The following is a 22,695-nucleotide window of genomic DNA, read 5'->3' as shown; positions in this document are numbered from 1 at the left end:
TCAATTCCTCATCGCCGAAGGCTCGGCCGGCGACTGCCGGGGGGCTGTCACCAGGTAGGGCCGGACGCTCTTGACGAGCATGGCCATCTCGTAGCCGAGGACGGCGGCGTCGGCCTCCCGGCCTGCGAGCACCGCGAGGCAGGTGCCGGATCCGGCGGTCGACACGAAGAGCAGGGCGGAGTCCAGCTCCACCACCACCTGGCGCACGTCACCGCCCTCACCGAACCTGACGCCGGCGCTGCGGCCGAGCGAGTAGAGGCCGGACGCGAGGGCCGCCATGTGGTCGGCGCTGTCGGTGTCGAGCCCGTGCACGGACTTGACGAGACCGTCGGAGGAGAGCAGCACGGCGCTGTTGGTGTGGGGTACGCGCTGGACGAGGCCGCTCATCAGCCAGTCGAGATCGGACACATGACCCGTCGGCACATCGCTCGCCATGGGGGATCGACTCCTTGGTGGACTGCTCGGTGTGGTGCTGGTGGTCGGGGAGACGGCGGGGGCCGTGCACGACGGCCCGCCGGGTATCGCCTTTCGCCGCACGCGCGCGTGGACAGACGTCGTCGTGTCGACAGGTGTCGTGGGGGTGGCAGTGGGGATGGAGGTGGCGGTGGAAATGGGTGTCGTGGGGGCCACTGGCGCGGGGGCGCGTGAGATGTGGACCAGGCACGTGGGGACCAGAGGCGTGGAGGCCAACGGCATGGAGGCCAGGGGCGTGGAGGCGGGCGTCATCAGGTGGTACCGCCCTCGTCGCCTCGGTCCCGGCTGGGCATCTCGCGCGGATCGGCCGCCTCGGCGAGGGTGATGCCGCGCTGGAACGCCGCCATGAGTCCGGGGTCGTGTCCGACGGGCGGCTCGTCCTCCTGCCGCTGCGCCGGGCCGCCGCGCAGTTGCGGGGCGAGGTGCTCCTGCGCCCTGCGCCGCGGCAGTTGGGGCCGGCCCATGGTGCCGCGCACGACGCCGCTCACCGGCGTGGGCGGGTTCCGCGTGCTCTGCTCCGCGGCCCGGCGGTCCTCGGGACGGATGCCGGGTACGGCCTCGGCGGGCGTCGGGCGGGTGCCGCCCGCGGTGCGCTGGGGCAGCGGCGCGGCGCCGCCGGGAGAGGGCGCGGGCGTCTCCGGGCGCGGCTGGTGCGGTACGGCGACGGGCGCCAAGGGCGCCGCGGGCTGCGCCTCCGGTACGGGCACGGGCACGGGCACGGACGGCGGGGACGCCGCTGCCGCCGCTGCCTGCGGCCCCAGCACGCTGTCGGCGGTCGCGGCGGCCGCGGCCTTGCGCACGCGGGGTGCCCGTTCGCCCTGCTCGGAGCCGAGCAGCTCCTGTGGCAGGACGAGGACGGCCTGGACACCTCCGTAGATGTTGGTCTGCAGTCGTACGGTGATGCCGTGCCGGCGCGCCAGCTGCGACACCACGAACAGGCCGATGCGGCCATCCTGGAGCAGGCTGGCGACGTTGACCTGGTCGGGGTCGGCGAGCAGCGCGTTCATCTTGTTCTGCTCGGTGAGCGGCATTCCGAGGCCACGGTCCTCGACCTCGACGGCGAGCCCGGAGGTGACCAGGTTGGCACGGAGCAGGACCTGGGTGTGCGGGGCGGAGAACACCGTGGCGTTCTCCACGAGTTCGGCGAGCAGGTGGATGCAGTCGGCGACGGCGTGCCCACGCAGGGTGCCGTCGATCGGCGGCACCAGTTTGACCCGCGAGTACTGCTCCACCTCGGCGATGGCGGAGCGCATCACCTCGGTCATGGAGACGGGGTGGCTCCACTGGCGGCGCGAGACCGCGCCGCCCAGGACGGCGAGGTTCTCCGCGTGCCTACGGATGCGCGTCGCCAAGTGGTCCACATGGAAGAGGCCCTTGAGCAGATCCGGGTCCTCGACATCGTTCTCCAGGTCGTCGAGGATCGAGATCTCGCGGTGCACCAGGGACTGCAACCGCCGTGCCAGATTGACGAACACCTCGACCGTCTGCTGGCTGCCCGCCCGGCTGGAGAGCTGGGTGGCCTGCACGACGGCGGTGACCGCGATGTCCTGGGCGCGCGCCAGGTCGGCCGCGAGCTTGTCGAAGTCGTCGGAGCCGCTCGGCGCGGGCGACGGTGCGCGGCGCGGCGGCGGCCCCTCCCCCTTGCGCAACTGCTCGACCAGTCCGCGCAGTTCGGCCTGCCCGCGCGCGCTGGTGCGGCGCAGGCCGACGACGCGGTCCCGGACGGCGGTGGCCGCGCGGTCGGCGGCGACGGCGGCGATCAGGATGCCCGCTGTCGTGACGATGACGGCCCCGGAGAGCACGGCCCACAGCTCCACGCTGGGGCGTACGCCCGTGGACCGTACGAGGAAGATGACCGCGGCGCACGCGCTGAGCGCCACGGCGAGCGGTGGCAGTACGGCGATGCGCAGCAGTTGCGGCCGTATGTGTGTCTCTGCAGGCCGGTGTACCTGCGCTGCGGCCCGCCCCGTCGGCCTGCCGTGCCGACCGCCTTCACGGCGGTCTGCGCGTGCGGCCGGCTGGCGAAGCTGAGACATGCGGCGTCCTCGTCCTCGGTCTCGGATCCTGGTTTGTGAGGGCACGTCACGACGACCGGGCGTCGCACGGCGGCCACTCACGGTAGTCGTCAACACCTCATGTGCGGTGGGCAGTTGCCAAACTCCGACGGTCGGCGTCCCGCTCTGGTATGAGCCTTCGCACGTCAGACCGATTACGACTCGAGCAGGGCTGCTCGGACTGGATTGTCAGTGGTGCCGCGTACGGTCGGTTTTCATGGCAACGAGATTCGACCTCACGCTCGACTGCGCGGACGCGACGCTGCTCGCCGACTTCTGGAAGACGGCGCTCGGCTATGTGGACGAGCCCCCGCCCGCGCCGTTCGCGACGCGCGAGGAGTGGGTCGCGTCCTTCGGCGCGCCGGGGAACGCGGACAAGGGCGCGGACGAGGGCGCGGAGGACGACGGCGGCGCGTGGTTGTGCGATCCGGACGGGATCGGGCCGCGCCTGTCGATCCTGACGGTGCGCGAGCCGAAGCGGGCGAAGAACCGGCTGCACATCGACGTACGGGTACCGGGCCACGGATCGGCGCAGCAGCGTTGGGAGCGGATCGTCGCGGAGGCGGACCGGTTGGCGCGAGCGGGCGGGACAATCCTGGAGGAGTTCGACGGCCACCACGTGGTGATGGCGGATCCTGAGGGCAACGAGTTCTGTGTGGCGGCGGATTCGAGACCGGCCGAGTGACATCCGCACCCGGGCGGCGCCCTCATTCCCGGCGCGAGGCCCGTCGGCTCCGCCCCGCCGACGGTTCCCTCCGCGGTCGGCGGGGCGGAGCCGACCGTCAGCGTCGTCGCGACCACCGTAGCCGTCACGGTCGCAGTCGCAGTCGCAGTCGCAGTCCAAGGGCCGTACGTGAGCGGCGAGTCATGGCCCCGGGATCGTGTCGTGTCGCCCCCCAACCCCCACCACCACACACGCCACCCGGTCCCGTTGTCGGCGCCCTGCGGCAGGATGCCGCCATGGACATCGAGACGCTGATAGACGCGTGACGGCGGCTGCTCGCCGACCCCGGTAAGTCATGGGCGCTGTTCGCGCACGGCACCTGTGTCGTGCTGCCGGCACCGGACAATGACCGCGCGGCGCAGGCGAGGGAGATCCTCGCGGCGTCCGGCCCGGTGCGCGCCGGCTCGTCGGCCGGTGACTTCGGGGTGATCGAGCCCGAGGAACCCGAGGGCCGGGTCGTCACCGGTCACCTTCGGGGCGTCCTCACGTACGTCGGCCCCGACGAGCCCCAGGACACCGCTCACCTCTCAGTCGGTCTGCTGGGCCGCGCCAAGCGCCATCAGGACTCCGCCGCACCACGGATGGTCCGTGTCGAGGACGCCCGGGGTGTGACACGCCGGAAGTGGGACACGGCCCACCGCCCGGGCCCCCGGCCGCAGCCCGACGCTGCGCAGACGACTCCAGGGCCGCACCACTGCACCACCGCACCACCCCACAGCTGCACCCCTGCACCCCTGCACCCCTGCACCACCGCAGAGCCGCGCCCCTGCAAAGCCTCACCACCACGCACCGCACCCCGCACAGCCGCACAGCCGCGCCCCAGGGCGAACGAAGGCGCCACCGCCCGCCCCGAGAAGAACCGCCGGCCCTACCCGGCCACCACGACCTCAGGAGCCCCGGCCGCCTCGGCCACCGGCCACCCGCCCTTGGGAACCGCGGCGGCGGGCCGCCACCACTGCTCCGTAGGCAGCGACGCGGCGGACGGCTCGAACGGCTCGCCCGGACGCGGCAGCGCGAGCCGCGCGGCGGCCCGGCGCGCCGCGGTGACCGTCCCCTCTCCCGGGTCCGTCCAGGCGTGCGGCGCGAGATTGAACGTCGCCCAGTGGATCGGCAGCATCGGCCCCGACACAGGACCGCCCTGGAGGTCGAGGTGGGCGCGCATGCCCTCCTCCGGGGTCATGTGGATGTCGGGCCAGAAGTCGGAGTACGCACCGATCTGGATCATGGTCAGGTCGAACGGGCCGTGCTCGGCGCCGATGTCCTTGAAGCCCTGGAAATAGCCGGTGTCACCGCTGTGGTAGACGCGGTGCTCGGAGCCGGCGGCCACCCATGACGCCCACAGCGTGTGCTGCGGGTTGCGCATGCCGCGGCCGCAGAAGTGGCGGGCGGGCGTCGCCGTGAGCGTCACTCCGGAGACCGTGGTCGACTCGTGCCAGTCCAGCTCGCGCAGCCGGTCGGCGGGCACGCCCCAATGCTCCAGGTGCGCGCCGACGCCGAGCGGGACCGCGAAGACGGTGTCGGTGTGGGCCAGCGCCTTGATCGTGGGCATGTCCAGGTGGTCGTAGTGGTCGTGCGAGATCACCACCACGTCTACCGGGCCGAGCGCGGCGAGCGGCAGCGGTACCGGGTGCAGTCGCTTCGGCCCCGCGAAGGCGAACGGGGAGCAGCGCTCACCCCAGACCGGGTCGAAGAGCACCCGCACGCCGTCGATCTCGGCCAGCACGCTGGAGTGGCCCATCCATGTGATGCGCAATCCGCTGACCGGGGGCTTCGCCAGGTCGGCGAGGGTCGTGGCGTGGACCGGGACGGTCCCGGCGGGGGCGCGCAGGACGCGCTCCTCCTTGCGGAAGTAGATCTTCGCGAACTCGACCATGGAACCGTCGGGACGGGTGCGGGCGCCCTCCGGGTTCTGGAAGGAGCCGTCCGCGAAGTTCGGCGACTTTCTGATGCGCTCCCAGCGCGCGCCGGTGGGCTCGGCACCGAAGGCGGCGGGCTGCAGCGATCGCAGCCCGGAACTCAGAGAACGTGACACGGCGCCTCCCGTTGATCGATCAGGATTCCCATTATGTGCGGCCCCACCGACAACGCGCCGTGAGCCCGGATCGTCCCCGCCCCGCCTGCCCACCACGCACACCTGGCTCGAACGCACCCTCCGTCCCGCCCCGAACTGATCCATCATTCAGTACCCGGCCCATTGACAGGGCTCTCGCGGCATCCAGATACTGACTGACGATTCAGTAAAGCCACCTGGAGGAACCGTGTCGGAACTCCCCACCGAGCTGGTCCCGCTCACCGACGAGCAGCGCGCCGTCGTGGATCTCGCGCGGTCGTTCGCGACCGACGAGATCCGGCCCCGCGCGCGTGCCGTGGACGAGGCGGACGTCGAGACCCCCTGGGACCTGTGGCACAAGGCCGCCAAGGTCGGCATCACCGGTTTCATGCTCCCGGAGGAGTACGGGGGCGGGGGCTTCACGGACGTGTTCACGCAGTGCCTCGTCCAGGAGGAGCTGTGCGTGGGGGACCTGGGCATCGGCAATCTGCTCTGCTCGAACGGCTTCTTCGCCGACCCGGTCCTGGCCCTGGGCACCGAGGAGCAGAAGCGCGCCTGGCTGACGCCGCTGACCGGCTCCGACACCCCGATGACCTCCCTCGCCACCACCGAGCCGGGGTCCGGTTCGGACGCCGCGTCCATCACCACCACGGCGACCCGCGTCGACGGCGGCTACCGGCTCGACGGCCAGAAGGCATGGATCTCGAACGCGGGCGAGGCCGAGCTGTACGTGGTCTTCGCCAAAACGGACCCGACGCAGCGTTCGCGCGGGGTGAGCGCCTTCCTGCTGCGCAAGAACACCGAGGGCGTCACCTTCGGTGAGCCGATGCGCAAGATGGGCCAGCGCGCCATCGTGTGCCGGGAGGTCTTCTTCTCCGACGCGTTCGTCCCCGAGGAGAACCGGCTCGGGGACGAGGGGCAGGGTTTCGTCGGCCTGATGCGTACCTTCGACATCTCCCGCGCGGTGCTCGGCGCGGCGGCCACGGGTGTGGCGCGGGCCGCCTACGAGTACGCGCGGGACTACGCGCGCACGCGCGTGCAGTTCGGCAAGCCGATCATCGAGCACCAGGCGGTCGCCTTCCGCCTCGCCGACATGCGCACCCGGATCGAGCAGGCCCGGCTGATGACATGGCGGGCGGCCCGCCGACTGGACGCCGGTCTCGACGCCACCGCCGAGGCGGCCATGGCCAAGCTCACGGCGTCGGAGACGGCCGCGTACTGCACCTGGGCGGCCGTCCAGACGCTCGGCGGCTGGGGCTACTCGCGCGAGTTCCCGGTCGAGCAGTGGATGCGGGACGCGAAGCTGGAGGAGATCGAGGAGGGCACCTCCGACATCATGCGCCTGGTCATCTCGAGGTCGCTGTGACGGACACTCCCGGCGTCGTCCCGGACGCCGCACCCGCGCCGGACCCGCTGCGCCTGACCGGCGGCGAGGCCGTCGCACGTGCCCTCGCCGCGCACGGCGTCACCCGCGCCTTCGGCATCCCCGGCACGCACAACCTGGAGATCTACCGGCACCTGGCGACGTACGGCATCGCGCACACGGCCCCGCGTCACGAACAGGGCGCCGGGTACGCGGCGGACGCCCACGCGCGCGTGACGGGCGAACCGGGGGTCGCGATCACGACCACGGGCCCGGCCCTGCTGAACATCGCGGCGGCCGTCGGCCAGGCCCACTCCGACAGTGTCCCGCTCCTCGTCGTCTCGCCAGGGATGCCGCTGCGCCATCCACGCCAGGCCACCGGGCTGCTGCATGAGATGCCCAGCCAGACGGAGGCGCTGCGCAATGTGGCCGCCTTCAGTCACCGGGTGTCGTCCGTGGACGAGATCGGTGTGGCCGTGGCCCGCGCGTTCACGCTGTTCCGCACGGAACGGCCGCGGCCCGTCCACATCGAGGTGCCGCTCGATCTGCTGGAGGCGGCCGAACCGGTGGGGCGCGTCCGTACGGCCCCACCGGCCGGGCGGCGCGGCGCGGCGCCGGAGTCCGTCGAGCGGGCTGCCGCGCTGCTCGCGCGGGCCGAGCGACCGGCCCTCGTCCTGGGCGGCGGCGCCCGCGGCGCGGCCGGCCCGTGCCGCGTCCTGGCCGAGCGGCTCGGCGCCCCGGTCGTCACGACGGCGAACGGCAAGAACGTCGTGGACGAGCGCCATCCGCTCGCCCTAGGAGTGTCGTTGCACAGCCCGGCAGTCCAGAAGTGGCTGGCGACACGGGACGTGGTCCTGGCCATCGGCACCGAGCTGGCGGAGTCCGACCTGTGGAGCGAACTGCCTCCGTTGCAGGGCCGGTTGATCCGCGTGGACATCGATCCGGCGCAGATGTACGCGCGGCACGTGGCCGATGTGCCCCTGGTCGGCGATGCGGCGGCGACGCTGGACGCGCTGGTCGAGGCCGTCGGGCCCCGAAGGCCCGCCGACGAGGACGCACTCGTCGAGGCCGTCGGGCCCCGAAGGCCCGCCGACGAGGACGCGCACGACGAGACGGCCACCCTGAAGGCGGCCCGTGACGACGAGACGCACCGCAGGGACGCCCGCTGGCTGCCCTACTTGGAGGCGATCGGTACCACCCTCGCCCCGGACGCCGTCGTCACTTCGGACAGCGCCCAGTGCTGCTACTACGGCGCCCTCCCCCATCTCGCCCTGGGCCCCGACGCCCGCTATCTGCACCCCACGGGCTTCGGCACTCTCGGCTACGCGCTGCCCGCGGCCATCGGCGCCAAGGCCGCGCGCCCCGACCGTCAGGTGGTCGCGATCAGCGGCGACGGTGGACTCCAGTTCACGATCCAGGAGCTCGCCACGGCCACCGAGCTGCGGCTCCCCCTGCCCGTCGTCGTGTTCGACAACGCCGGGTACGGCGAGATCCGCGACGAGATGGCCGCCCGCGGCGACCAACCCGTGGCGGTCGACCACGCGCGCGTGGATCTGTCCGCGCTGGCCCGCGCCTACGGGGGCCGCGGCGTCACCGTCCACGCGCCGGGCGAACTGGCGGCCGTGCTCGCCCGCGCCCTCACCACGCCAGGACCCACCCTGATCACCGTCCCCGAGGAGACCGCATGACCACCCCCACGCCCCCCACCCCGCCGCTGGTCGAGCTGACCTGGACCGACCATGTCACCGGCCGCAAGGGCTACTTGGTGGTCGACCGCCTGGTGCGCGGCGTCTCCAGCGGCGGCCTGCGGATGCGCCCCGGCTGCACGCTCGCCGAGGTCGCCGGGCTGGCCCGCGGCATGACGATGAAGGAGGCGCTGCACTACAACCCGCAGGGCCGCTACATCCCGCTCGGCGGCGCCAAGGGCGGCATCGACTGCGACCCGCGCGCCCCGGAGGCGTACGGCGTCCTGGTGCGCTACCTGAAGGCGATGCGCCCGTACATCGAGTCCTTCTGGACGACGGGCGAGGACCTCGGCCTCACCCAGGACCTGGTCGACCGGGCGGCCGAGGAGGCGGGCCTCGTCTCGTCGATCCAGGCCGTGTACCCGCTGCTGGACGACGAGAAGGAGGCCCGTGCGCGCCTTGCGGCGGCCTTCGCGGTCGACGTCGACGGCATCGGCCTGGACGAGCTGGTCGGCGGCTGCGGTGTCGCCGAGTCGGTCCTGGCCGCCCTCGACCGCGCGCAGATCCCGTACGCGGGCACGCGCGTGGCGCTGCAGGGCCTGGGCACCATGGGCGGCGCCACCGCCCGCTTCCTCGCGCGCGCGGGCCTGAAGATCGTCGCGGTCGCCGACCTGAAGGGCACCGTCGCCCATCCGGACGGCCTCGACGTGGAGGCGCTGCTCGCGGCCCGTGACGCGTACGGCACCGTCGACCGCTCGGCGCTGCGCCCCGAGGACCGTGAACTGCCCGGCGACGCCTGGCTGTCGGCCGACGCCGACGTACTCGTCCCGGCCGCCGTGTCGTACGCGATCGACGCCACGAACCAGGAGCGGGTCACCGCCCGCTGGATCGTCGAGGCGGCCAACATGCCGGTCCTCGCCGACGCGGAGGAACTCCTCGCGCGGCGCGGCGTCACGGTGCTGCCGGACGTCGTCGTCAACTCCGGGACGAACGCCTGGTGGTGGTGGACGCTCTTCGGCGACATCGGTGCCGACGCGGACGAAGCGTTCGCGTACACGCGGCGGTCCATGCGCGCCCTCATCGACCAGATGCTGGCCCGCGCCGAGACCGACGGGACGACGCCGCGGGCCGCCGCGCACGCCATCGTTGCCGACCGCCTGCCCGTGCTCGCGGAGCGCTTCGGGTGGTACAGGTGACCACGACTCCCCTGGAGGCGCTGTACGACCCGGCCTCGGTCGCGGTCGTCGGCGCGTCCGACAACCCCGAGAAGTGGGGTTACTGGCTGGCCGCAGGTGCCCTGAGCGGCCGCACCCGGCGCACCGTCCACCTCGTCAACCGCAGGGGCGGCCAGCTGGAGGGCGAACCGTTCCTGCCGGATCTGGCCGCACTGCCGTCACCGGCCGAGCACGTGGTGGTCGCCGTGCCGCCCGCCCACGTGCGTCCCGTCGTCGCCGAGGGCCTGGCCGCCGGGGCGCGCTGCTTCACGGTCATCACCTCGGGCGGCGCGGGCGCGGCCGAGGAGCGGGCCCTGGCGGACCTGGTCACCTCGAACGGGGCGCGGCTGCTCGGCCCCAACTGCATGGGCGTCGTCGACACGACGAGTCAACTGCGGCTCAGCTGGGGCGACTTCCCCGCGGGCGGTCTCGGCCTGGTGTCGCAGAGCGGCAATCTCGCCCTGGAGATCGGCCGGCATCTCGCGCGCGCGGGGCAGGGCTTCTCCCGGTTCGTGTCGCTGGGTAACCAGCGCGACATCGACGCCGCCGACGCCCTGGAGTCGCTGATCGCCCACGAGGCGACGCGGGCGATCGCCGCGTACGTGGAGGACTTCCGGGACGGACGCCGGCTCGCAGGCGTCCTGGCGGCCGCGCACGCGGCGGGGAAGCCGGTGCTGCTGCTGACCGTCGGGCGCAGCGCGGCGTCGGGGCGCGCCGCGGCCTCGCACACGGGCGCTCTCGTCAGTCCGTACGCCACGGTCGCGGCGGTCTGCCGCGACGCGGGCGCCCTGCTGCTCGACTCGGCCGGTGAACTCGTCGACGTCGCGGTGCACTTGATGGCGCGCGGTGCGCCCTCCCACGCTCCGCGCCGGGTGGCCGTCATCGGTGACAGCGGCGGCCAGGGCGCCCTCGCCGCCGACGCGTTCGCGGCCCGTGGTCTCGACGTGCCCGCCCTCTCGCCCGAGACGGTCGCGGACCTGGACGCGCTGCTGCCGGCCGCCGCAGGCCGGGCGAACCCGGTGGACCTCGCCGGGGCGGGCGAGGCCGATCTGGCCAACTACGCGCGCGTGGCGGACTGCCTGCTGCACGGCAAGGACACCGACGCGGTCGTGCTCACCGGCTACTTCGGGGACTACGCGACGGCCAACCCGGCACAGGCCGAGCGCGAGTGCGCGATCGCGCACGCCCTCGCGGACGCGGCACGGTCCGCGGACCGTCCGCTGATCGTCCACACCATGGCCCGCGACACCCCGGCCCTCAGGGTGCTGCGCGAGCGCGGGATCCCTGTCTACGAGCGCGTGGAAGAGGCGGCGACGGCCCTGGCGGGCGCGGCACGTCTGGCCGCTGCCCCGCCCCGCCTGCCGGTGACGCAGGCGGCGCCCACCACCACGTACGACGTCGAGGACGGCGGCTACGAGACCGTGCGCGAGCTGCTCGCCTCATACGGACTCACCTTTCCCGTGGCGGAGTTCGTGGCCGGCGAGGCCGGTGCGGATGGCGTCGTGGACGCGGCCGGGCGCACGGGCTACCCCCTGGTGCTCAAGGCGATGGGCCTCGCCCACAAGACGGAGGCCGGCGGCGTGGCGCTCGGCATCGCCGACGAGGCGGCGCTGCGCGCGGCGTTCGCGCGGATGCGGGCGGCCACCCGGGCGACCCGGTACGCGGTGGAGGCCATGGCCACGCCCCCGTACGCGCGTGAACTCATCGTCGGTGTCCGGCGGGACGCCTCTTTCGGGCCGGTCGTCATGGTCGGCGCGGGCGGGGTCACTGCCGAGCTGCACGCCGACACGGCGCTCGCGCTCGCCCCGCTCACCCCAGCACGCGCGCGTGCCCTGCTGCTCGAACTGCGGCACGCACCGCTGCTCACCGGCTGGCGCGGGGCTCCCGGCGTCCATCTGGAGGCGGCCGCGGCAGCCGTCTGCGCGGTGGCGCAGGCCGCGGCGGACCACCCCGAACTGGCGGACCTGGAGGTCAATCCGCTCCTGGTGCACCCGGGCGGGGCGATCGCCCTGGACGCTCACGGGGTGCCAGCGCGCTGAGCCGGTCGGCGGTCTCCTCGTCGAGCGGCAGGAAGGCTTCGAGCCGCAGCTCGGCGAGGGTCACGTCGACGGCCGTACCGAAATGGGTGAGGGTGCTCAGCAGGCGCAGTTCGCCGACGGGCGACGTCAGCCGCAGTGGTACCGCGAGCCCGAGGTAGTCCGGGTCGGTCCGCCGCGGCCGGCCCGGCACGTACCGCTGCAGCTCGGCGAGGAGTTCGGACGTGCCCGGGTACGGGTTGCGCGCCGCGCCGTCGCGCAGGGAGTCGACGACGTGCCACGCCCACTCGTCCAGGTTCTGGATACGAGGCGCGAGCCCCCGCGGATGCAGCAGCACGCGCGCGATGTTCACCGGTGCCTCCAGGAGGCGCGCGTCGACGCCCGCCACCAGCGCGTCGAAGGCGTCGTTGGCGGCGACGAGGTCCGCGCCGCGGTCGATGATGACGGCCGGATAGGGGTGGTGCGCCGCCATGATGCGTTCCAGGGCCGCGCGGACGGCCCCCAGGCGTGGGTCCTCGAAACGCGTCTCCTTGTAGGCGGGCGCGTAACCAGCCGCCAATAGCAGCGCGTTGCGTTCCCGCAAGGGGATCTCCAGCGCCTCCGCGAGGCGTACCACCATGGCCCGACCGGGCCGCGAACGGCCGCTCTCCATGAAGCTGACATGGCGTTGCGTGGTGCCCGCGCGTGTGGCCAGTTCCAGTTGGCTGATCCGCCGCCGCGCCCGCCATCCGCGCAGCACCTCGCCGAGTTCGGTGCGCTGTCCCGTCTCCGTCGTCACCGGGCCGTGTCTACCCCACGGGCCGTTGATCGGCCATTCCCCGCAGGGAATTGAGGCGATGCCCCGCCGGGCGCAGAGTCGCAGACGACCGACTGTCCACGCCCCGCTGCCCCGAGGAGCACCCATGTCGCAGATCGACGCGCAGGATCTGGCCGCCCGCTACGCGGCCGTCTGGAACGAGTCCGACCCCGGCCTGCGCCGCAGGGCCGTGGAGGCTCTGTGGGCGCCGGACGGGGTCCATCTTCTTCAGCCGCCGGAGGAGATGCGCGCGGAGGCGGCCCGGCTGGGCTTCGCCGGCACCACGCTGGTGGCGCGCGGCCACGCCGAGCTGGAGGCGCGGGTGACGCGCGCCCACGAGGAGTTCGTCGCGACCGGCGAGTACGTCTTCCGTGCCGCGCCGGACTCCGCCGCCGCGCTTGAGGACGTCGTGACGTTCCGCTGGGAGTCGGTGCTGGCCGCCACCGGTGCGGTGACCGGCGGCGGCCTGGAGTTCGTGACCGTGGACGAGGACGGGCGGATCAGCCGCGACTGTCAGTTCCCCGCGCTGTGACCCCGGTGGGGGTACGGCGGCGGCGTGCCCCCACCGCGCAGAACACGAGCCCGATCACGATGAACAGCAACAACGGCAGCACCTGGCTGAGCGTGTACTGCAGCCGCTCCCCCGCGAACGACGCGGGCAGCGAGTCCGCGGCGCTGCCCGCCGTGCCGAACCAGCCGACGCCGAAGCCCGGCCAGATCAGCACGACGACGGTGAAGGCGACGAAGCCGGTGGCCAGCGCGCTGACGATCCACGTCCCTGCCCGGCCGCCGGGGACGGCGTAGGGCCGCGGCTGGTCCGGGTACTTGCGGCGCAGCACGGCGAGGCTCGGGAAGGTGATGACGTACGAGATGAAGGTGGTGCAGATCGTCAGGCCGAGCCCGGCGGTGAAGTACTTCTCGCCGTCGCCGCCGCTCAGGTTGAGCGCGACCACGAACAGGATCGAGCCGAGGACCGCGGAGAGCAGATTGACCCGCACCGGCGTGCCGTGCTTCTCGGAGATGTGCCCGAGCCAGGCGGGCCCGGCCCCGTCCGCGCACGCCACGGCCTGCGCGCGGTGGGCGCCCATGGCCCAGGTGACGCCGGAGGTGAGCAGACCGATGATGAGCCCGGCCGCGGCGACACCGCCGAACACCGAGCCGAGTCCGGTGAGGGTGACCGTGCCGTCGGCGGCGATCGAGCCCCCGTAGACCGTGAAGACCGCCTTGCAGGCGTCGATGAAGCCGCCGAGGCTGCCGATCTCCTTGCCCGGCAGTACGAACAGGATGCCGAGGATGGGGCCGCCGTACAGGACGACGGCCGCGAGGCCCGAGCGCAGGATCGACAGCGGGATGTCGCGCCGCGGGTTCTTCATCTCCTCGGCGGCCGAGCTGGGCAGTTCGAAGCCCACGTAGTTGAAGATCAGCACCGGGACGAGCGCGACGAAGCCCGCGTACGTGGGGACGAACTCGCCGGCGGGCAGCGCGTGCACCCCGTGCTGGGCGGCGTACACGACCACGGACACCAGGAAGAAGCCGAGCAGCACGATGCGGGCGACGGCGCCCGCGATGGGCACCCACTTGCCGATGCGCACGGACTGTACGACGGCGAGCGCGCCGCCCCAGATGAAGACGAGCCCGGCGACGTACTTCCAGGCGCCCGGCAGCGGTGTGAAGAACTCCTCCCAGGTGGTCAGCGCGATGATGCAGAGGCTGCCGCCCACCCAGACCGGGTTGGATATCCAGTACAGGAGCTGGTTCACGCCCGCCACGACCCGGCCGAAGGCCAGCCGCGTCCACACGTAGGGCCCGCCCTGCACCGGGAACGCCGAGCCGAGCTCGGCGACGAGCAGTCCGTACGGCAGGAAGAACACCAGGGCCAGGATCGCCATCCAGGTCAGGCCCTCGGGGCCCTGCGCGGCGACCGAGCCGATGGTGTCGAGCCCGACGAGGGTGCAGATCAGGAAGAACAGCACATCGAGCCGGCGCAGGTCCTTGCGCAGCCGGGAACGCTGCTCGCCCCACCCTTCGGAGAGGTCGGGGGCGTCCGCCCCGGGAGGCGGGGTCGGTGATACGGATGGGGCTTGGGTCACGGGTTGCTCCTGGCGAGGACAGGACTGCTCCGGCGGGGACGAGCCACTCCGTGCCGGTGAACGACCGGCCTATTGACTGAATGGCCAGTCAGTAGCGGAGTTAGGGGACTGTAGTCGCGGGCAGCGAAGGCGTGTCAAGGGTCCTGCACGAAGCGACCCCGCCGACGCGCCCCCGATACCGGCTCGCTACACGAACAACTAGGGTTACGGCGTGACCAGAGTCCGGTTGAGCGTGGCCGAGCGGCGCGAGGAGCTGCTGCGGGCCGCCATCGAGCAGATCGAGGCGCGCGGTGTCGCCGCCGTGCGCATCGCCGACGTGGCATCGGCGCTCGGGGTGAGCAACGCCCTGGTGCTGTACCACTTCTCGACGAAGGAGAAGCTTGTCGCGGCCGCGTTCACGCACGCCGCCGAGGACGACCTGGCGCATCTGCGCAAGCTCCTCGGCCGGCGCACCACGGCGCTGAAGCGGCTGCGCGCCGCGGTGCGCTGGTACGCGCCGACGGGCCAGGCCAAGGGCTGGCGGCTGTGGATCGAGGGCTGGGCCGTCGCGCTGCGCGAGCCCCCACTGCGCGAGGTCACGCGCGATCTGGACCGGCAGTGGAAGGCGGCGCTCGCGGAGGTCGTCGCCGAGGGCGTGGCGGCGGGCGAGTTCACGTGCCCGGATCCGATGGCCACGGCCCTGCGCCTGACCGCGCTCCTCGACGGCCTGGCCGTCCAGATGACGACGTACGAGGGCGCGGTGTCCCGGGCCCGTACGCAGGAGTGGGTGGACGAGGCGCTGGCGCGCGAACTGGGCCTGGAACGGGCCGAGTTGACGGCGCAGGGCCGCTGACGGAATCTCTTCCGCGGCGCCCCATCGTCGCGAACCGGACCTCCACCGCGACCCGCCATCACGGACCACGCCCCCGCCCGACCCGCGACACCCCGGCCGGTGCCGCGACCGGCACCGCAGCCACGAACCGACCTCCGCCCGACCCACCGTCACAAACCGGACCTCCACCGCGACCCGCCATCACGGACCAGGCCCCCGTCCGACCCGCGACACCCTGGCCGGCACCGCGGCCACGAACCGGGCCTCCACCCGACCCGCGACACCCCGGCCGGCGCCGCGGCCACGAACCGGCCTCCGCCCGACCCACGGTCACGAACCGGCCTCCGCCACGCCCCGCCATCACGAACCGGACCTCCACCCGACCCGCGACACAGACCCGCGACACCCCGGCCGGCGCCGCAGCCACCGCTCCCGTCAGGGCGTCTCCCGCACTGCCCCACCCGTCTCGATCCGCTCCCCCAGCCCTCGCAGGAACTGCGCCCAGCGGTCGGCGAAGCGTGGGTCGTCCGGGTTCAGGCCGGTGACCATGCGCGTGATCTGGGGCAGCAGCCGGGGATAGCTCGCCACGGCGAAGGCCAGCAGGCGGAGCAGTTCGGGGTCCATGTCCTGGGGCACCCGGCCGGCCTCCTGGCGGCGGCGGACCTCCTCCACCTGGGCGCGCAGCACGGGCAGCCGCTCGTCCTCGTGCGGCACCTTGCCGTGCGCGTAGGCCAGCGCCTCCCGCTGGAGGTAGGCGAGCCAGGCGTCGTCCTCGGCCTGCGCGCCGTAGTGGTAGGCGAGGAAGTCGCCGAAGGATTCCGGGGCCTCCTGGGTGCGGCGCAGGCGGCGTTCGCGGACATGGGCGAGGACGTCGGCGAACAGCCGGTCGCCGATGCGGCCGCCGCTGGCCAGGAACATCGAGTACGCGAATCCGCTCGCCCAGCCGGGCAGCCGTTCCACGATGGCGTTGGACGCCTCACCGACGGGCGTGGGCAGTCGGCCGACGCACACGGCGCCGAGCAGCAGCAGCGCGGCGCACACCGGCAGCACCACGGCGAAGGCCCGGGCCGACGCGGCGCCGCCGTGGTCGGCGCCGAGGACGGTGAAGTAGACGAGTCCACCGAGAGCGACGCCGAGGACGTTCCCGGTCTGCATGGACGTGGTGACCACGCCCGCGCCCGATCCGGCCTCCTGGGGCGGCACGCCGGAGATGACGGTGCCGACGAGCGGGCTCAGCGCGAAGCCCTGGCCGAGGCCGACGACGAACAGCACCGGGGCGAGCTGCCACCAGCGCAGGTCGGCGCCCGCCGCGGCGACCGTCCCGGCCGCGCCGAGCAGGCCGAGCGCGGCCGTCACCATGCCGAACGTCAGCACGTGCTTGCCGAGCAGCGGGACGAGGCGCGGCGCCACCAGCGACGTGATGAAGAAGCCGACGGCGCCGGGCGTGAAGGTGAGCGCCGACATCATCGGGGTGTATCCGAGACCGGCCTGCAGATGCACGGCGAGGGTGAGCAGATACGCCGCGTACGAGGCCGTGAACAGGGCGGCGGCCGTCACACCGGGCGCGATGCCGCGGGCGCGGAAGAGCTCCATGCGCACCAGCGGCTGTCCGCCGCCGTCCGCGACCCGCTTCTCGTACCGGACGAAGGCGTAGCCGGCGGGCGCCGTGGCGACGAGGGCCAGCAGGATCCACAGCGGCCACCCCAGGTCCCGGCCTTCGAGCAGTGGCACGGAGAGCAGCAGCAGGGCGAGCACGCCGAGGCCGACGCCGCCCCGGTCGAGCCGGGTGCCGTCGGCGGGCTGGTCGGCCGGCAGGGTGCGCGCGGCGGCGAACGCGGCGGCCAGGCCGACGGGCACGTTGACGAGGAACACGGACCGCCAGCCCAGCCCGAACGGGTCGAGGGCGAGCAGCGTGCCGCCGATCAACTGCCCCGCGATGGAGGCGATTCCGATGACCGCACCGAAGGTCCCGAGGGCGCGTCCGCGCCGCTCGCCCTCGAACGTGGTCTGGATGATGGCGAGCACCTGCGGGTACAGGAGCGCTCCACCGATTCCCTGCAACGCCCTTGCGGCGATGAGGACTTCGATGTTCGGCGCGGCTCCGCACAGCGCGGAGGCCGCGGAGAAGACGAGCAGTCCGGTGATGAACATCCGCCTGCGGCCGACGAGATCGCCGAGCCGTCCGCCGGTCACCAGCAGACAGGCGTACGTGATGGTGTACGCGGAGATGACGAGTTCGACGCCGCCGTACCCGGCGTCCAGGTCGGTGCGGATGGCCGGGACGGCGACGTTGACGATGGCCACGTCGAGGATGGCCATGAAGGTGCCGACGAGCACGGTGGCCAGGACGAGACCCGGCCGTACTGGTCTGGACGGCAAGGCAGGTCCCCCTGGGTGACGGCGAGTTCGACCGCGACCACGTCACCCAAGCAGCAAGTCCCTCGGGTCCCGCAGGACCTGACGAACACTTGATTGATTCCTGGCCTGCCGTTCACCTGACCTTCAGCACAACTGGCGTTTCCTGCATGTCAGTTGAGCTCGTACACCGCCGTCACCGTCACCGAGTCCTCCACTTCGCCGGGCGCGACGGGCACCTTCGCGGTGTCGGCGCCGAAGGCGTCCACCGGCAGCGCGACGGGACGCGGCCGCCCCTGCGCACCCTCCTCCAGCGAGACCAGGCGGCCCAGCCGGTGCCCGCTCAGCTCGGCGTACTGGACGGCCTTGCGGTGGGCGTCGTCGTGCGCGGCCGCGCGGGCAGCGGAGCGCAGGGCACCGGGGTCGGCGACGTCGAAGACGACGGCGTTCACGCGGGCGGCGTCGCCGGCCGCGTCGGACACCGCCTGGACGACGGCACCGGTCCGCTTCAGGTCGCGGATCTTCACGGAGAACGTCTGGGCGGCCTGGTACCCGGTGACCTTCGGGGAGCCGTCCGGCTGCGGGTCGGCCGCGTAGACGGCGGAGAGGGAGAGGTTCTCGGTGCGGACGTCCTTGTCGGCGACGCCCGCCTCGCGCACGGCGGCGAGGAACGCGCTCGCGGCGGTGCCCTGTGCGGCGAGGGCCGTCTGTGCGGTGGATCCGGTGACCTCGACACCGGCGGTCACGACCGCCATGTCCGGCGCCGCGCTCGCCAGCCCCTCCCCGGTGACGGTCACCGTCGCCGCTCGCGGCGCACGGACCCCCGTCACGCTCGGCGCCTGCGGGGCGGCAGCGGCGGGGAGCCCCGACAGCCCGACGACGAACAGGGCGGCGGCGACGGCCGCGCAGTGGCGGGTGCGTACGGGCATGGAGGCGGGGTCCTTCCGGTCGGGCCCGCCGGGCGGCGGGCCGCCGACATCCCAGCACCCGCACCCGGCCGGCAGGACCACGCCACTCCGCCCGGTCACCTCACCGGCCCACGAACCCGGTGGGCGACGCCGCCCGGAAAGGCACTCAGGAGGCGGATCGCAGCTGCGCCTTGATCTCGTGCGGGTTCAGGAACCCCTTGGCCTGCACCCGGTCGCCGGACGACTCGCCGCGCAGTCTGCGCCCGATCCACGGCACCAGGAACTCCCGGGCCCAGTGGATGTCGTCGCGCCGCACCTCGAACGTGCCGCGCGGCGGCAGCGGCGGCCAGGCCTGCTCGGGGTCGGCGGGCACCTCGATGCCGAGGGCCTGTCCGGCGCGGAGCGCGACCCGGGTGTGGCCCTCGGCGGCGAGGTGCAGCCGGTCCTCGTCCCAGGCCCTGCGGTCCTGGATCGACTTGAGGGACCACAGGTCGAGCACCGGGCAGCGGTACCGGTCGGCGATGGCGCGTACGTGCATGTTGTACGTGGCGATCTTGCCGCGCAGATGCTTGAGCACCGCCACGTCGCGGGTGTCGAAGCCGGTGGCGAGCATCACGGTGCCGGCCGCCTCCGTGAGCCGCGCCACGGCCTGCTCGAAGCGCTCGGCCACGTCGTCCGGATCGGTGCCGGGCCGGATGATGTCGTTGCCGCCCGCGACGAAGGTCACCAGGTCGGGGGCGAGCTCGACCGCGCGGGGGACCTGGTGCTCGACGATCTGGTCGAGCAGCTTGCCGCGCACGGCGAGGTTCGCGTACTGGAAGGTGTCCTCGGGGACCAGATCGTCCAGCAGGACGGCGAGCCGGTCGGCCCAGCCGACGAACGTCCCGTCGGGTGCGGGGTCGCCGACGCCCTCGGTGAAGCTGTCCCCCACCGCGGCGTAGGACCGGATCGTGCCGATGCCGAGTGAATCCGTGAGTGCTCTCGATTCGTTTGCCACGACCACACATCTTTCACCCTCGAATGTGACCTACGCGACCGTAACCAGGGGTTGACGAGTGGTGAGATAGCCCACCCGGCACACGGGGAATAACCGGTGCCGGGTGGGACTCGCGTGACGCGCGGGGTGTCAGCGGGGATCAGCGGGCGGAGTGTCAGCGGGGATCAGACGGTGACGCCGTGGCTGCGCAGGTAGGCGAGCGGGTCGACGTCCGAGCCGTAGCTCGCGGTGGTGCGGATCTCGAAGTGCAGGTGCGGCCCGGTGACGTTGCCGGTGGCGCCTGACAGGCCGATCCGGTCGCCCGCGTTCACGGTCTGCCCGGCGGAGACGCCGACCGAGGACAGGTGGGCGTACTGCGCGTAATAGCCGTCGGCGTTCTTGATCACGATCTCGTTGCCGTACGAGCCGTCGTAGCCGGCGGAGACGACCGTGCCCTGGGCGACCGCCTTGACGGAGGTGCCGGTGGAGACGGTGAAGTCGGTGCCGGTGTGGTAGCCGCTGGACCACATGGAGCCGGAGGAGTGGTACGGCGTGCCGACGGAGCCGTCGACCGGCTTCACGTAGCCGGAGCTGCTCGTGGTGTCGCTCGCCCGGGTCGCGGTGGCGGACGCGCCGCTCGCGGAGCCGTCGACGGTGAGCTCGGTGCCGGGCTTGATCAGCGCGGCGTTCGAGCCGATGACGTCCTGGTTGTCCTGGTAGAGCTGCTTCCAGCCACCGTCGACGCCCTGGCTCTTCGCGATCTTCGCGAGGGTGTCGCCCGACTTCACGGTGTACGTCGTGGTGGTGCTGCCGGAGTCCGCGGCCTGCGCGCCGGCGGCCCCCACGAGCGGGAGGACGAGCGCGGCGCCTCCCACGGTGGCCACGGCGGCGGCCCGGGTGACGCGCTGGGACTTCGGGCGGCGGTGCTTACCCTTTGCGGGCATGACATGTTTCCTCTCCGTCGCCTGCGAGGTGAGCTGTCGGGTTCGGACTGGAGATGTCCGGCCGGAGCCCGCGAAGGCGTCCGGCTTCACCCCGAGCCGCTTGGGGAATTCCCGGGCGGCGTACTGCCTGTGGGTCCCCCGCTCCTGCCGTCACGGGTCGTGGAAGAAGTCCGGGCGGCGGCAGGACTTGGCGTTCCGTCCGGTGTGATGGGTGACCGTAAGGCAGCGGGAACGGCCGCGACAAACACCGCGGAGAAATGTGGGCCCTTTTCGCGGGCGTCTGAGAATTTCGTGTGTGACCCTCCGTGGAGCGCGCCGCTTTACGAACGCCATACCTTCGGGATTTCCGCGTTTCCGGATCAAGGAGAACGGCCACGCACGGTCACCTGTATGAGCCCGCTCACCCCTACGTCCACAATCTCCTTTCACTTCCCGACAGTTGACCTTGAACGGGGCGAATCGGACACATGGTTGCCCGGGGAATCGATGTCGTATCGTCAGGAAGCAGGCCCGCCGACGAGCGACGTCGGCGCACCGACCGGGAGGAGCCCCCGTGACGCAGCACGCCCCGTCCACCGAGCCCGAGCTGACCGGAGTGCGCAACTTCCGTGATGTGGGCGGCCTGCCGACCGTGGACGGCCGACGCGTGCGGCCCGGAGTGCTCTTCCGCAGCGGTCATCTGGCGCACGCCACCGCCGAGGACGCGACGTTCCTCGGCTCGCTCGGACTGCACACCGTCTTCGACTTCCGCAACGCGGCGGACCAGAAGCTGGAGGGTGCCGACGTGGCGCTGCCCGGCGTGCGCAACGTGAATCTGCCGCTGTCCGACCCGGCGGACGGCGCGGAGTTCTGGAAGATGGTCCGCGACGGCGATCTCGACCAGCTGCGCGGCCTGCTCTCCGAGGGCCGGGGCGCGAACCGGATGATCACCTCGTACCGCTCCATCGTCACCGGCCGCACGGCCGAGCACAGTCAGGTGCTGCACGCGATGGTCGAGGACAGTGTGCCCGCCCTGATGCACTGCGCGGCCGGCAAGGACCGTGCGGGCCTGTCGATCGCGGTGACGCTGCTCGCGGTCGGCGTCGAGCGGGACGCCATCGAGGCGGACTACCTGAAGTCGAACGAGAAGCACCGCCGCTACAAGGTCCGCCGCAACGGCTCCTCGGCCGACGACGCCTACTCCCCCGAGGTCATGGAGCTGCTCAGCCCGCTCTTCGACGCCCGCGCCGAGTACCTGCACGCGGCCTTCGAGACGATCGAGCAGACCTGGGGCACCACCGACCGCTACCTCGAAGAGGGCCTGAAGCTCACCGCGGCCGACCGCGACCGGCTGCGCGAGCGCCTGCTCGACTGACCGGCGCTACCGGTTCCCGCCCAGCGTGAACAGCAGGTAGATGAAGGCGGCGAGGGCGTGTCCCGCGAAGACGTAGAGCAGGACGCGCACCCAGATGCCGCGCGGCAGCTTGTCCTCGATGTCACGGCCGCCCTGCCGCTGTGTCTCGCTCATGTCAGGCCTCCCGGATCGGACCGGCCGCCGGGCCGATGCACAGCGCGGCGGTCGGACTCTGCAGCAACGTGTGGACGAACAGGAGCTCGGCCCCGCCCCGGTCCGCCGCGGCGATCCGGTGCGGGGTGAGCGAGTCGAAATGCGCGCTGTCCCCCGGGTCGAGCCGGTAGGACGTGTCGCCGAGGCGCAGCCGCAGCCGCCCCTCCAGAACGTAGAGCCACTCCTCGCCGGGATGGACCCGCACGATGTCGCCCTGCGACCCGTACGGCACCCGGACCCGCAGCGCCTGCATGCCACGGCCCGGCGATCCGGCCTGGAAGTACGCCCAGCCGCCCGCCTCGGTCGGCTCCTGGCCGCCGGAGCGCACGACGGCGTCCCGGTCGGCGGGGGTCTCGCCGAGCAGTTCGGAGACGGTCGTACCGTAGATACGGGCGAGCGCGAGCAGCATCGGCAGCGAGGGCTGTCGCTGTCCGGTCTCCAGCCGGGAGAGATGGGCCGGTGAGAGCCCGGCGGAGCGGGCGGCGGCCTCGAGTGTGAGGGCGGCGCGGCGGCGCAGCGCGCGCAGCTGCGGCGCGACGGCGGGCAGGTCCGGGGGTTCCGGCACCACGTCGAGCCCGGCGTCGGGCTCTGGGAGGGCAGGGCTCATACCGTCGATTCAGCCAGAGCCCTGCCCCAGTGGCAAATTTATTGCCTCAGAGGCAAACCGCG

The 22,695-nt window shown here is 72.8% G+C and carries 19 protein-coding genes and 1 riboswitch; of the genes, 8 read left to right on the top strand and 11 right to left on the bottom strand.

Annotation, left to right across the window (positions count from 1 at the left end):
* Both J3486_RS00430 and J3486_RS00425 read right to left on the bottom strand, forming a co-directional pair.
* Positions 1–435, bottom strand: a complete 435-nt coding sequence (locus J3486_RS00430) for a roadblock/LC7 domain-containing protein (protein WP_207817885.1) — start codon at positions 433–435, stop codon at positions 1–3.
* Between the two features lie 290 nt (positions 436–725).
* Positions 726–2,510 (bottom strand): sensor histidine kinase KdpD, encoded by a 1,785-nt coding sequence (locus tag J3486_RS00425; RefSeq protein ID WP_207817884.1) that lies wholly within the window; start codon positions 2,508–2,510, stop codon positions 726–728.
* Positions 2,511–2,745: 235 nt separating this feature from the next.
* Here J3486_RS00425 and J3486_RS00420 point away from each other — a divergent pair, with 235 nt between their 5' ends.
* Positions 2,746–3,213, top strand: a complete 468-nt coding sequence (locus J3486_RS00420; protein ID WP_207817883.1) for a VOC family protein — start codon at positions 2,746–2,748, stop codon at positions 3,211–3,213.
* 907 nt (positions 3,214–4,120) lie between these two features.
* Here the strand turns inward: J3486_RS00420 and J3486_RS00415 are convergent.
* Positions 4,121–5,284 carry an MBL fold metallo-hydrolase gene (locus tag J3486_RS00415; protein WP_307804643.1) on the bottom strand — a complete coding sequence of 388 codons (1,164 nt, stop codon included), beginning with the start codon at positions 5,282–5,284 and terminating at the stop codon, positions 4,121–4,123.
* A 226-nt stretch (positions 5,285–5,510) separates the two neighbouring features.
* Between J3486_RS00415 and J3486_RS00410 the strand changes: the two genes are divergently transcribed.
* The 4 genes from J3486_RS00410 to J3486_RS00395 are packed head-to-tail and all read left to right on the top strand — an operon-like array spanning position 5,511 to position 11,603.
* Complete coding sequence (locus tag J3486_RS00410; RefSeq protein ID WP_207817881.1) at positions 5,511–6,668, top strand: acyl-CoA dehydrogenase family protein; 1,158 nt, start codon at positions 5,511–5,513, stop codon at positions 6,666–6,668.
* A complete protein-coding gene (locus J3486_RS00405) occupies positions 6,665–8,353 on the top strand; it encodes a thiamine pyrophosphate-dependent enzyme (RefSeq protein WP_207817880.1) in 1,689 nt (562 codons plus the stop codon). The genes J3486_RS00410 and J3486_RS00405 overlap by 4 nt, the downstream gene beginning before the upstream one ends.
* On the top strand, positions 8,350–9,546 hold the full coding sequence (locus J3486_RS00400) for a glutamate dehydrogenase (protein ID WP_207817879.1): 1,197 nt from the start codon (positions 8,350–8,352) through the stop codon (positions 9,544–9,546). Before J3486_RS00405 ends, J3486_RS00400 begins: the two co-directional genes overlap by 4 nt.
* A complete protein-coding gene (locus J3486_RS00395; RefSeq protein ID WP_307804642.1) occupies positions 9,543–11,603 on the top strand; it encodes an acetate--CoA ligase family protein in 2,061 nt (686 codons plus the stop codon). Before J3486_RS00400 ends, J3486_RS00395 begins: the two co-directional genes overlap by 4 nt.
* Here J3486_RS00395 and J3486_RS00390 read toward each other — a convergent pair.
* Positions 11,536–12,378, bottom strand: a complete 843-nt coding sequence (locus tag J3486_RS00390; RefSeq protein ID WP_307804641.1) for a helix-turn-helix transcriptional regulator — start codon at positions 12,376–12,378, stop codon at positions 11,536–11,538. The genes J3486_RS00395 and J3486_RS00390 overlap by 68 nt on opposite strands.
* Before the next feature lie 124 nt (positions 12,379–12,502).
* On the opposite strand from J3486_RS00390, the gene J3486_RS00385 reads away from it, so the two are divergent.
* Complete coding sequence (locus tag J3486_RS00385) at positions 12,503–12,928, top strand: hypothetical protein (RefSeq protein ID WP_207817876.1); 426 nt, start codon at positions 12,503–12,505, stop codon at positions 12,926–12,928.
* Here J3486_RS00385 and J3486_RS00380 read toward each other — a convergent pair.
* On the bottom strand, positions 12,897–14,486 hold the full coding sequence (locus J3486_RS00380) for an APC family permease (protein ID WP_307804640.1): 1,590 nt from the start codon (positions 14,484–14,486) through the stop codon (positions 12,897–12,899). The two genes, J3486_RS00385 and J3486_RS00380, sit on opposite strands and share 32 nt — an antisense overlap.
* Before the next feature lie 211 nt (positions 14,487–14,697).
* Here J3486_RS00380 and J3486_RS00375 point away from each other — a divergent pair, with 211 nt between their 5' ends.
* Complete coding sequence (locus tag J3486_RS00375) at positions 14,698–15,318, top strand: TetR/AcrR family transcriptional regulator (protein ID WP_207817875.1); 621 nt, start codon at positions 14,698–14,700, stop codon at positions 15,316–15,318.
* Between the two features lie 414 nt (positions 15,319–15,732).
* On the opposite strand, the gene J3486_RS00370 is transcribed toward J3486_RS00375, so the two are convergent.
* The 4 genes from J3486_RS00370 to J3486_RS00355 all read right to left on the bottom strand — a co-directional run bounded on the left by J3486_RS00370 (position 15,733) and on the right by J3486_RS00355 (position 20,480).
* Positions 15,733–17,676 (bottom strand): MFS transporter, encoded by a 1,944-nt coding sequence (locus J3486_RS00370; protein ID WP_207817874.1) that lies wholly within the window; start codon positions 17,674–17,676, stop codon positions 15,733–15,735.
* Positions 17,677–17,825: 149 nt separating this feature from the next.
* Positions 17,826–18,581, bottom strand: coding sequence for an SIMPL domain-containing protein (locus J3486_RS00365; protein ID WP_207817873.1), 756 nt, complete (start codon positions 18,579–18,581; stop codon positions 17,826–17,828).
* 145 nt (positions 18,582–18,726) lie between these two features.
* Complete coding sequence (locus J3486_RS00360) at positions 18,727–19,557, bottom strand: SGNH/GDSL hydrolase family protein (RefSeq protein ID WP_307804639.1); 831 nt, start codon at positions 19,555–19,557, stop codon at positions 18,727–18,729.
* Between the two features lie 164 nt (positions 19,558–19,721).
* Complete coding sequence (locus tag J3486_RS00355) at positions 19,722–20,480, bottom strand: M23 family metallopeptidase (protein WP_207817872.1); 759 nt, start codon at positions 20,478–20,480, stop codon at positions 19,722–19,724.
* Between the two features lie 3 nt (positions 20,481–20,483).
* Positions 20,484–20,650, bottom strand: a riboswitch (cyclic di-AMP (ydaO/yuaA leader).
* A gap of 383 nt (positions 20,651–21,033) precedes the next feature.
* Here J3486_RS00355 and J3486_RS00350 point away from each other — a divergent pair.
* Positions 21,034–21,834, top strand: a complete 801-nt coding sequence (locus J3486_RS00350) for a tyrosine-protein phosphatase (protein WP_207817871.1) — start codon at positions 21,034–21,036, stop codon at positions 21,832–21,834.
* Between the two features lie 6 nt (positions 21,835–21,840).
* Here the strand turns inward: J3486_RS00350 and J3486_RS00345 are convergent, their stop codons facing one another.
* Both J3486_RS00345 and J3486_RS00340 read right to left on the bottom strand, forming a co-directional pair.
* Entirely contained in the window at positions 21,841–21,987 is a 147-nt protein-coding gene (locus tag J3486_RS00345; RefSeq protein WP_207817870.1) for a DUF6126 family protein, read from the bottom strand.
* Between the two features lies 1 nt (position 21,988).
* Positions 21,989–22,633 (bottom strand): helix-turn-helix domain-containing protein, encoded by a 645-nt coding sequence (locus J3486_RS00340; protein WP_207817869.1) that lies wholly within the window; start codon positions 22,631–22,633, stop codon positions 21,989–21,991.
* Between the last annotated feature and the right edge of the window lie 62 nt (positions 22,634–22,695).

This window comes from Streptomyces sp. VRA16 Mangrove soil (assembly GCF_017377775.1).
Lineage (GTDB): Bacteria > Actinomycetota > Actinomycetes > Streptomycetales > Streptomycetaceae > Streptomyces.
The sequence above is the reverse complement of the archived record's forward strand: the minus strand, read 5'-3'. Positions and strand labels throughout refer to the sequence as shown.

What these genes read in the sequence shown, in the direction of transcription:
- J3486_RS00385 (WP_207817876.1), top strand. Translation starts at nt 12,503, where the DNA reads ATGTCGCAGATCGACGCGCAGGATCTGGCCGCCCGCTACGCGGCCGTC.
- J3486_RS00345 (WP_207817870.1), bottom strand. Translation starts at nt 21,987, where the DNA reads ATGAGCGAGACACAGCGGCAGGGCGGCCGTGACATCGAGGACAAGCTG.
- J3486_RS00340 (WP_207817869.1), bottom strand. Translation starts at nt 22,633, where the DNA reads ATGAGCCCTGCCCTCCCAGAGCCCGACGCCGGGCTCGACGTGGTGCCG.
- J3486_RS00365 (WP_207817873.1), bottom strand. Translation starts at nt 18,581, where the DNA reads ATGCCCGTACGCACCCGCCACTGCGCGGCCGTCGCCGCCGCCCTGTTC.
- J3486_RS00425 (WP_207817884.1), bottom strand. Translation starts at nt 2,510, where the DNA reads ATGTCTCAGCTTCGCCAGCCGGCCGCACGCGCAGACCGCCGTGAAGGC.
- J3486_RS00400 (WP_207817879.1), top strand. Translation starts at nt 8,350, where the DNA reads ATGACCACCCCCACGCCCCCCACCCCGCCGCTGGTCGAGCTGACCTGG.
- J3486_RS00355 (WP_207817872.1), bottom strand. Translation starts at nt 20,480, where the DNA reads ATGCCCGCAAAGGGTAAGCACCGCCGCCCGAAGTCCCAGCGCGTCACC.
- J3486_RS00430 (WP_207817885.1), bottom strand. Translation starts at nt 435, where the DNA reads ATGGCGAGCGATGTGCCGACGGGTCATGTGTCCGATCTCGACTGGCTG.
- J3486_RS00420 (WP_207817883.1), top strand. Translation starts at nt 2,746, where the DNA reads ATGGCAACGAGATTCGACCTCACGCTCGACTGCGCGGACGCGACGCTG.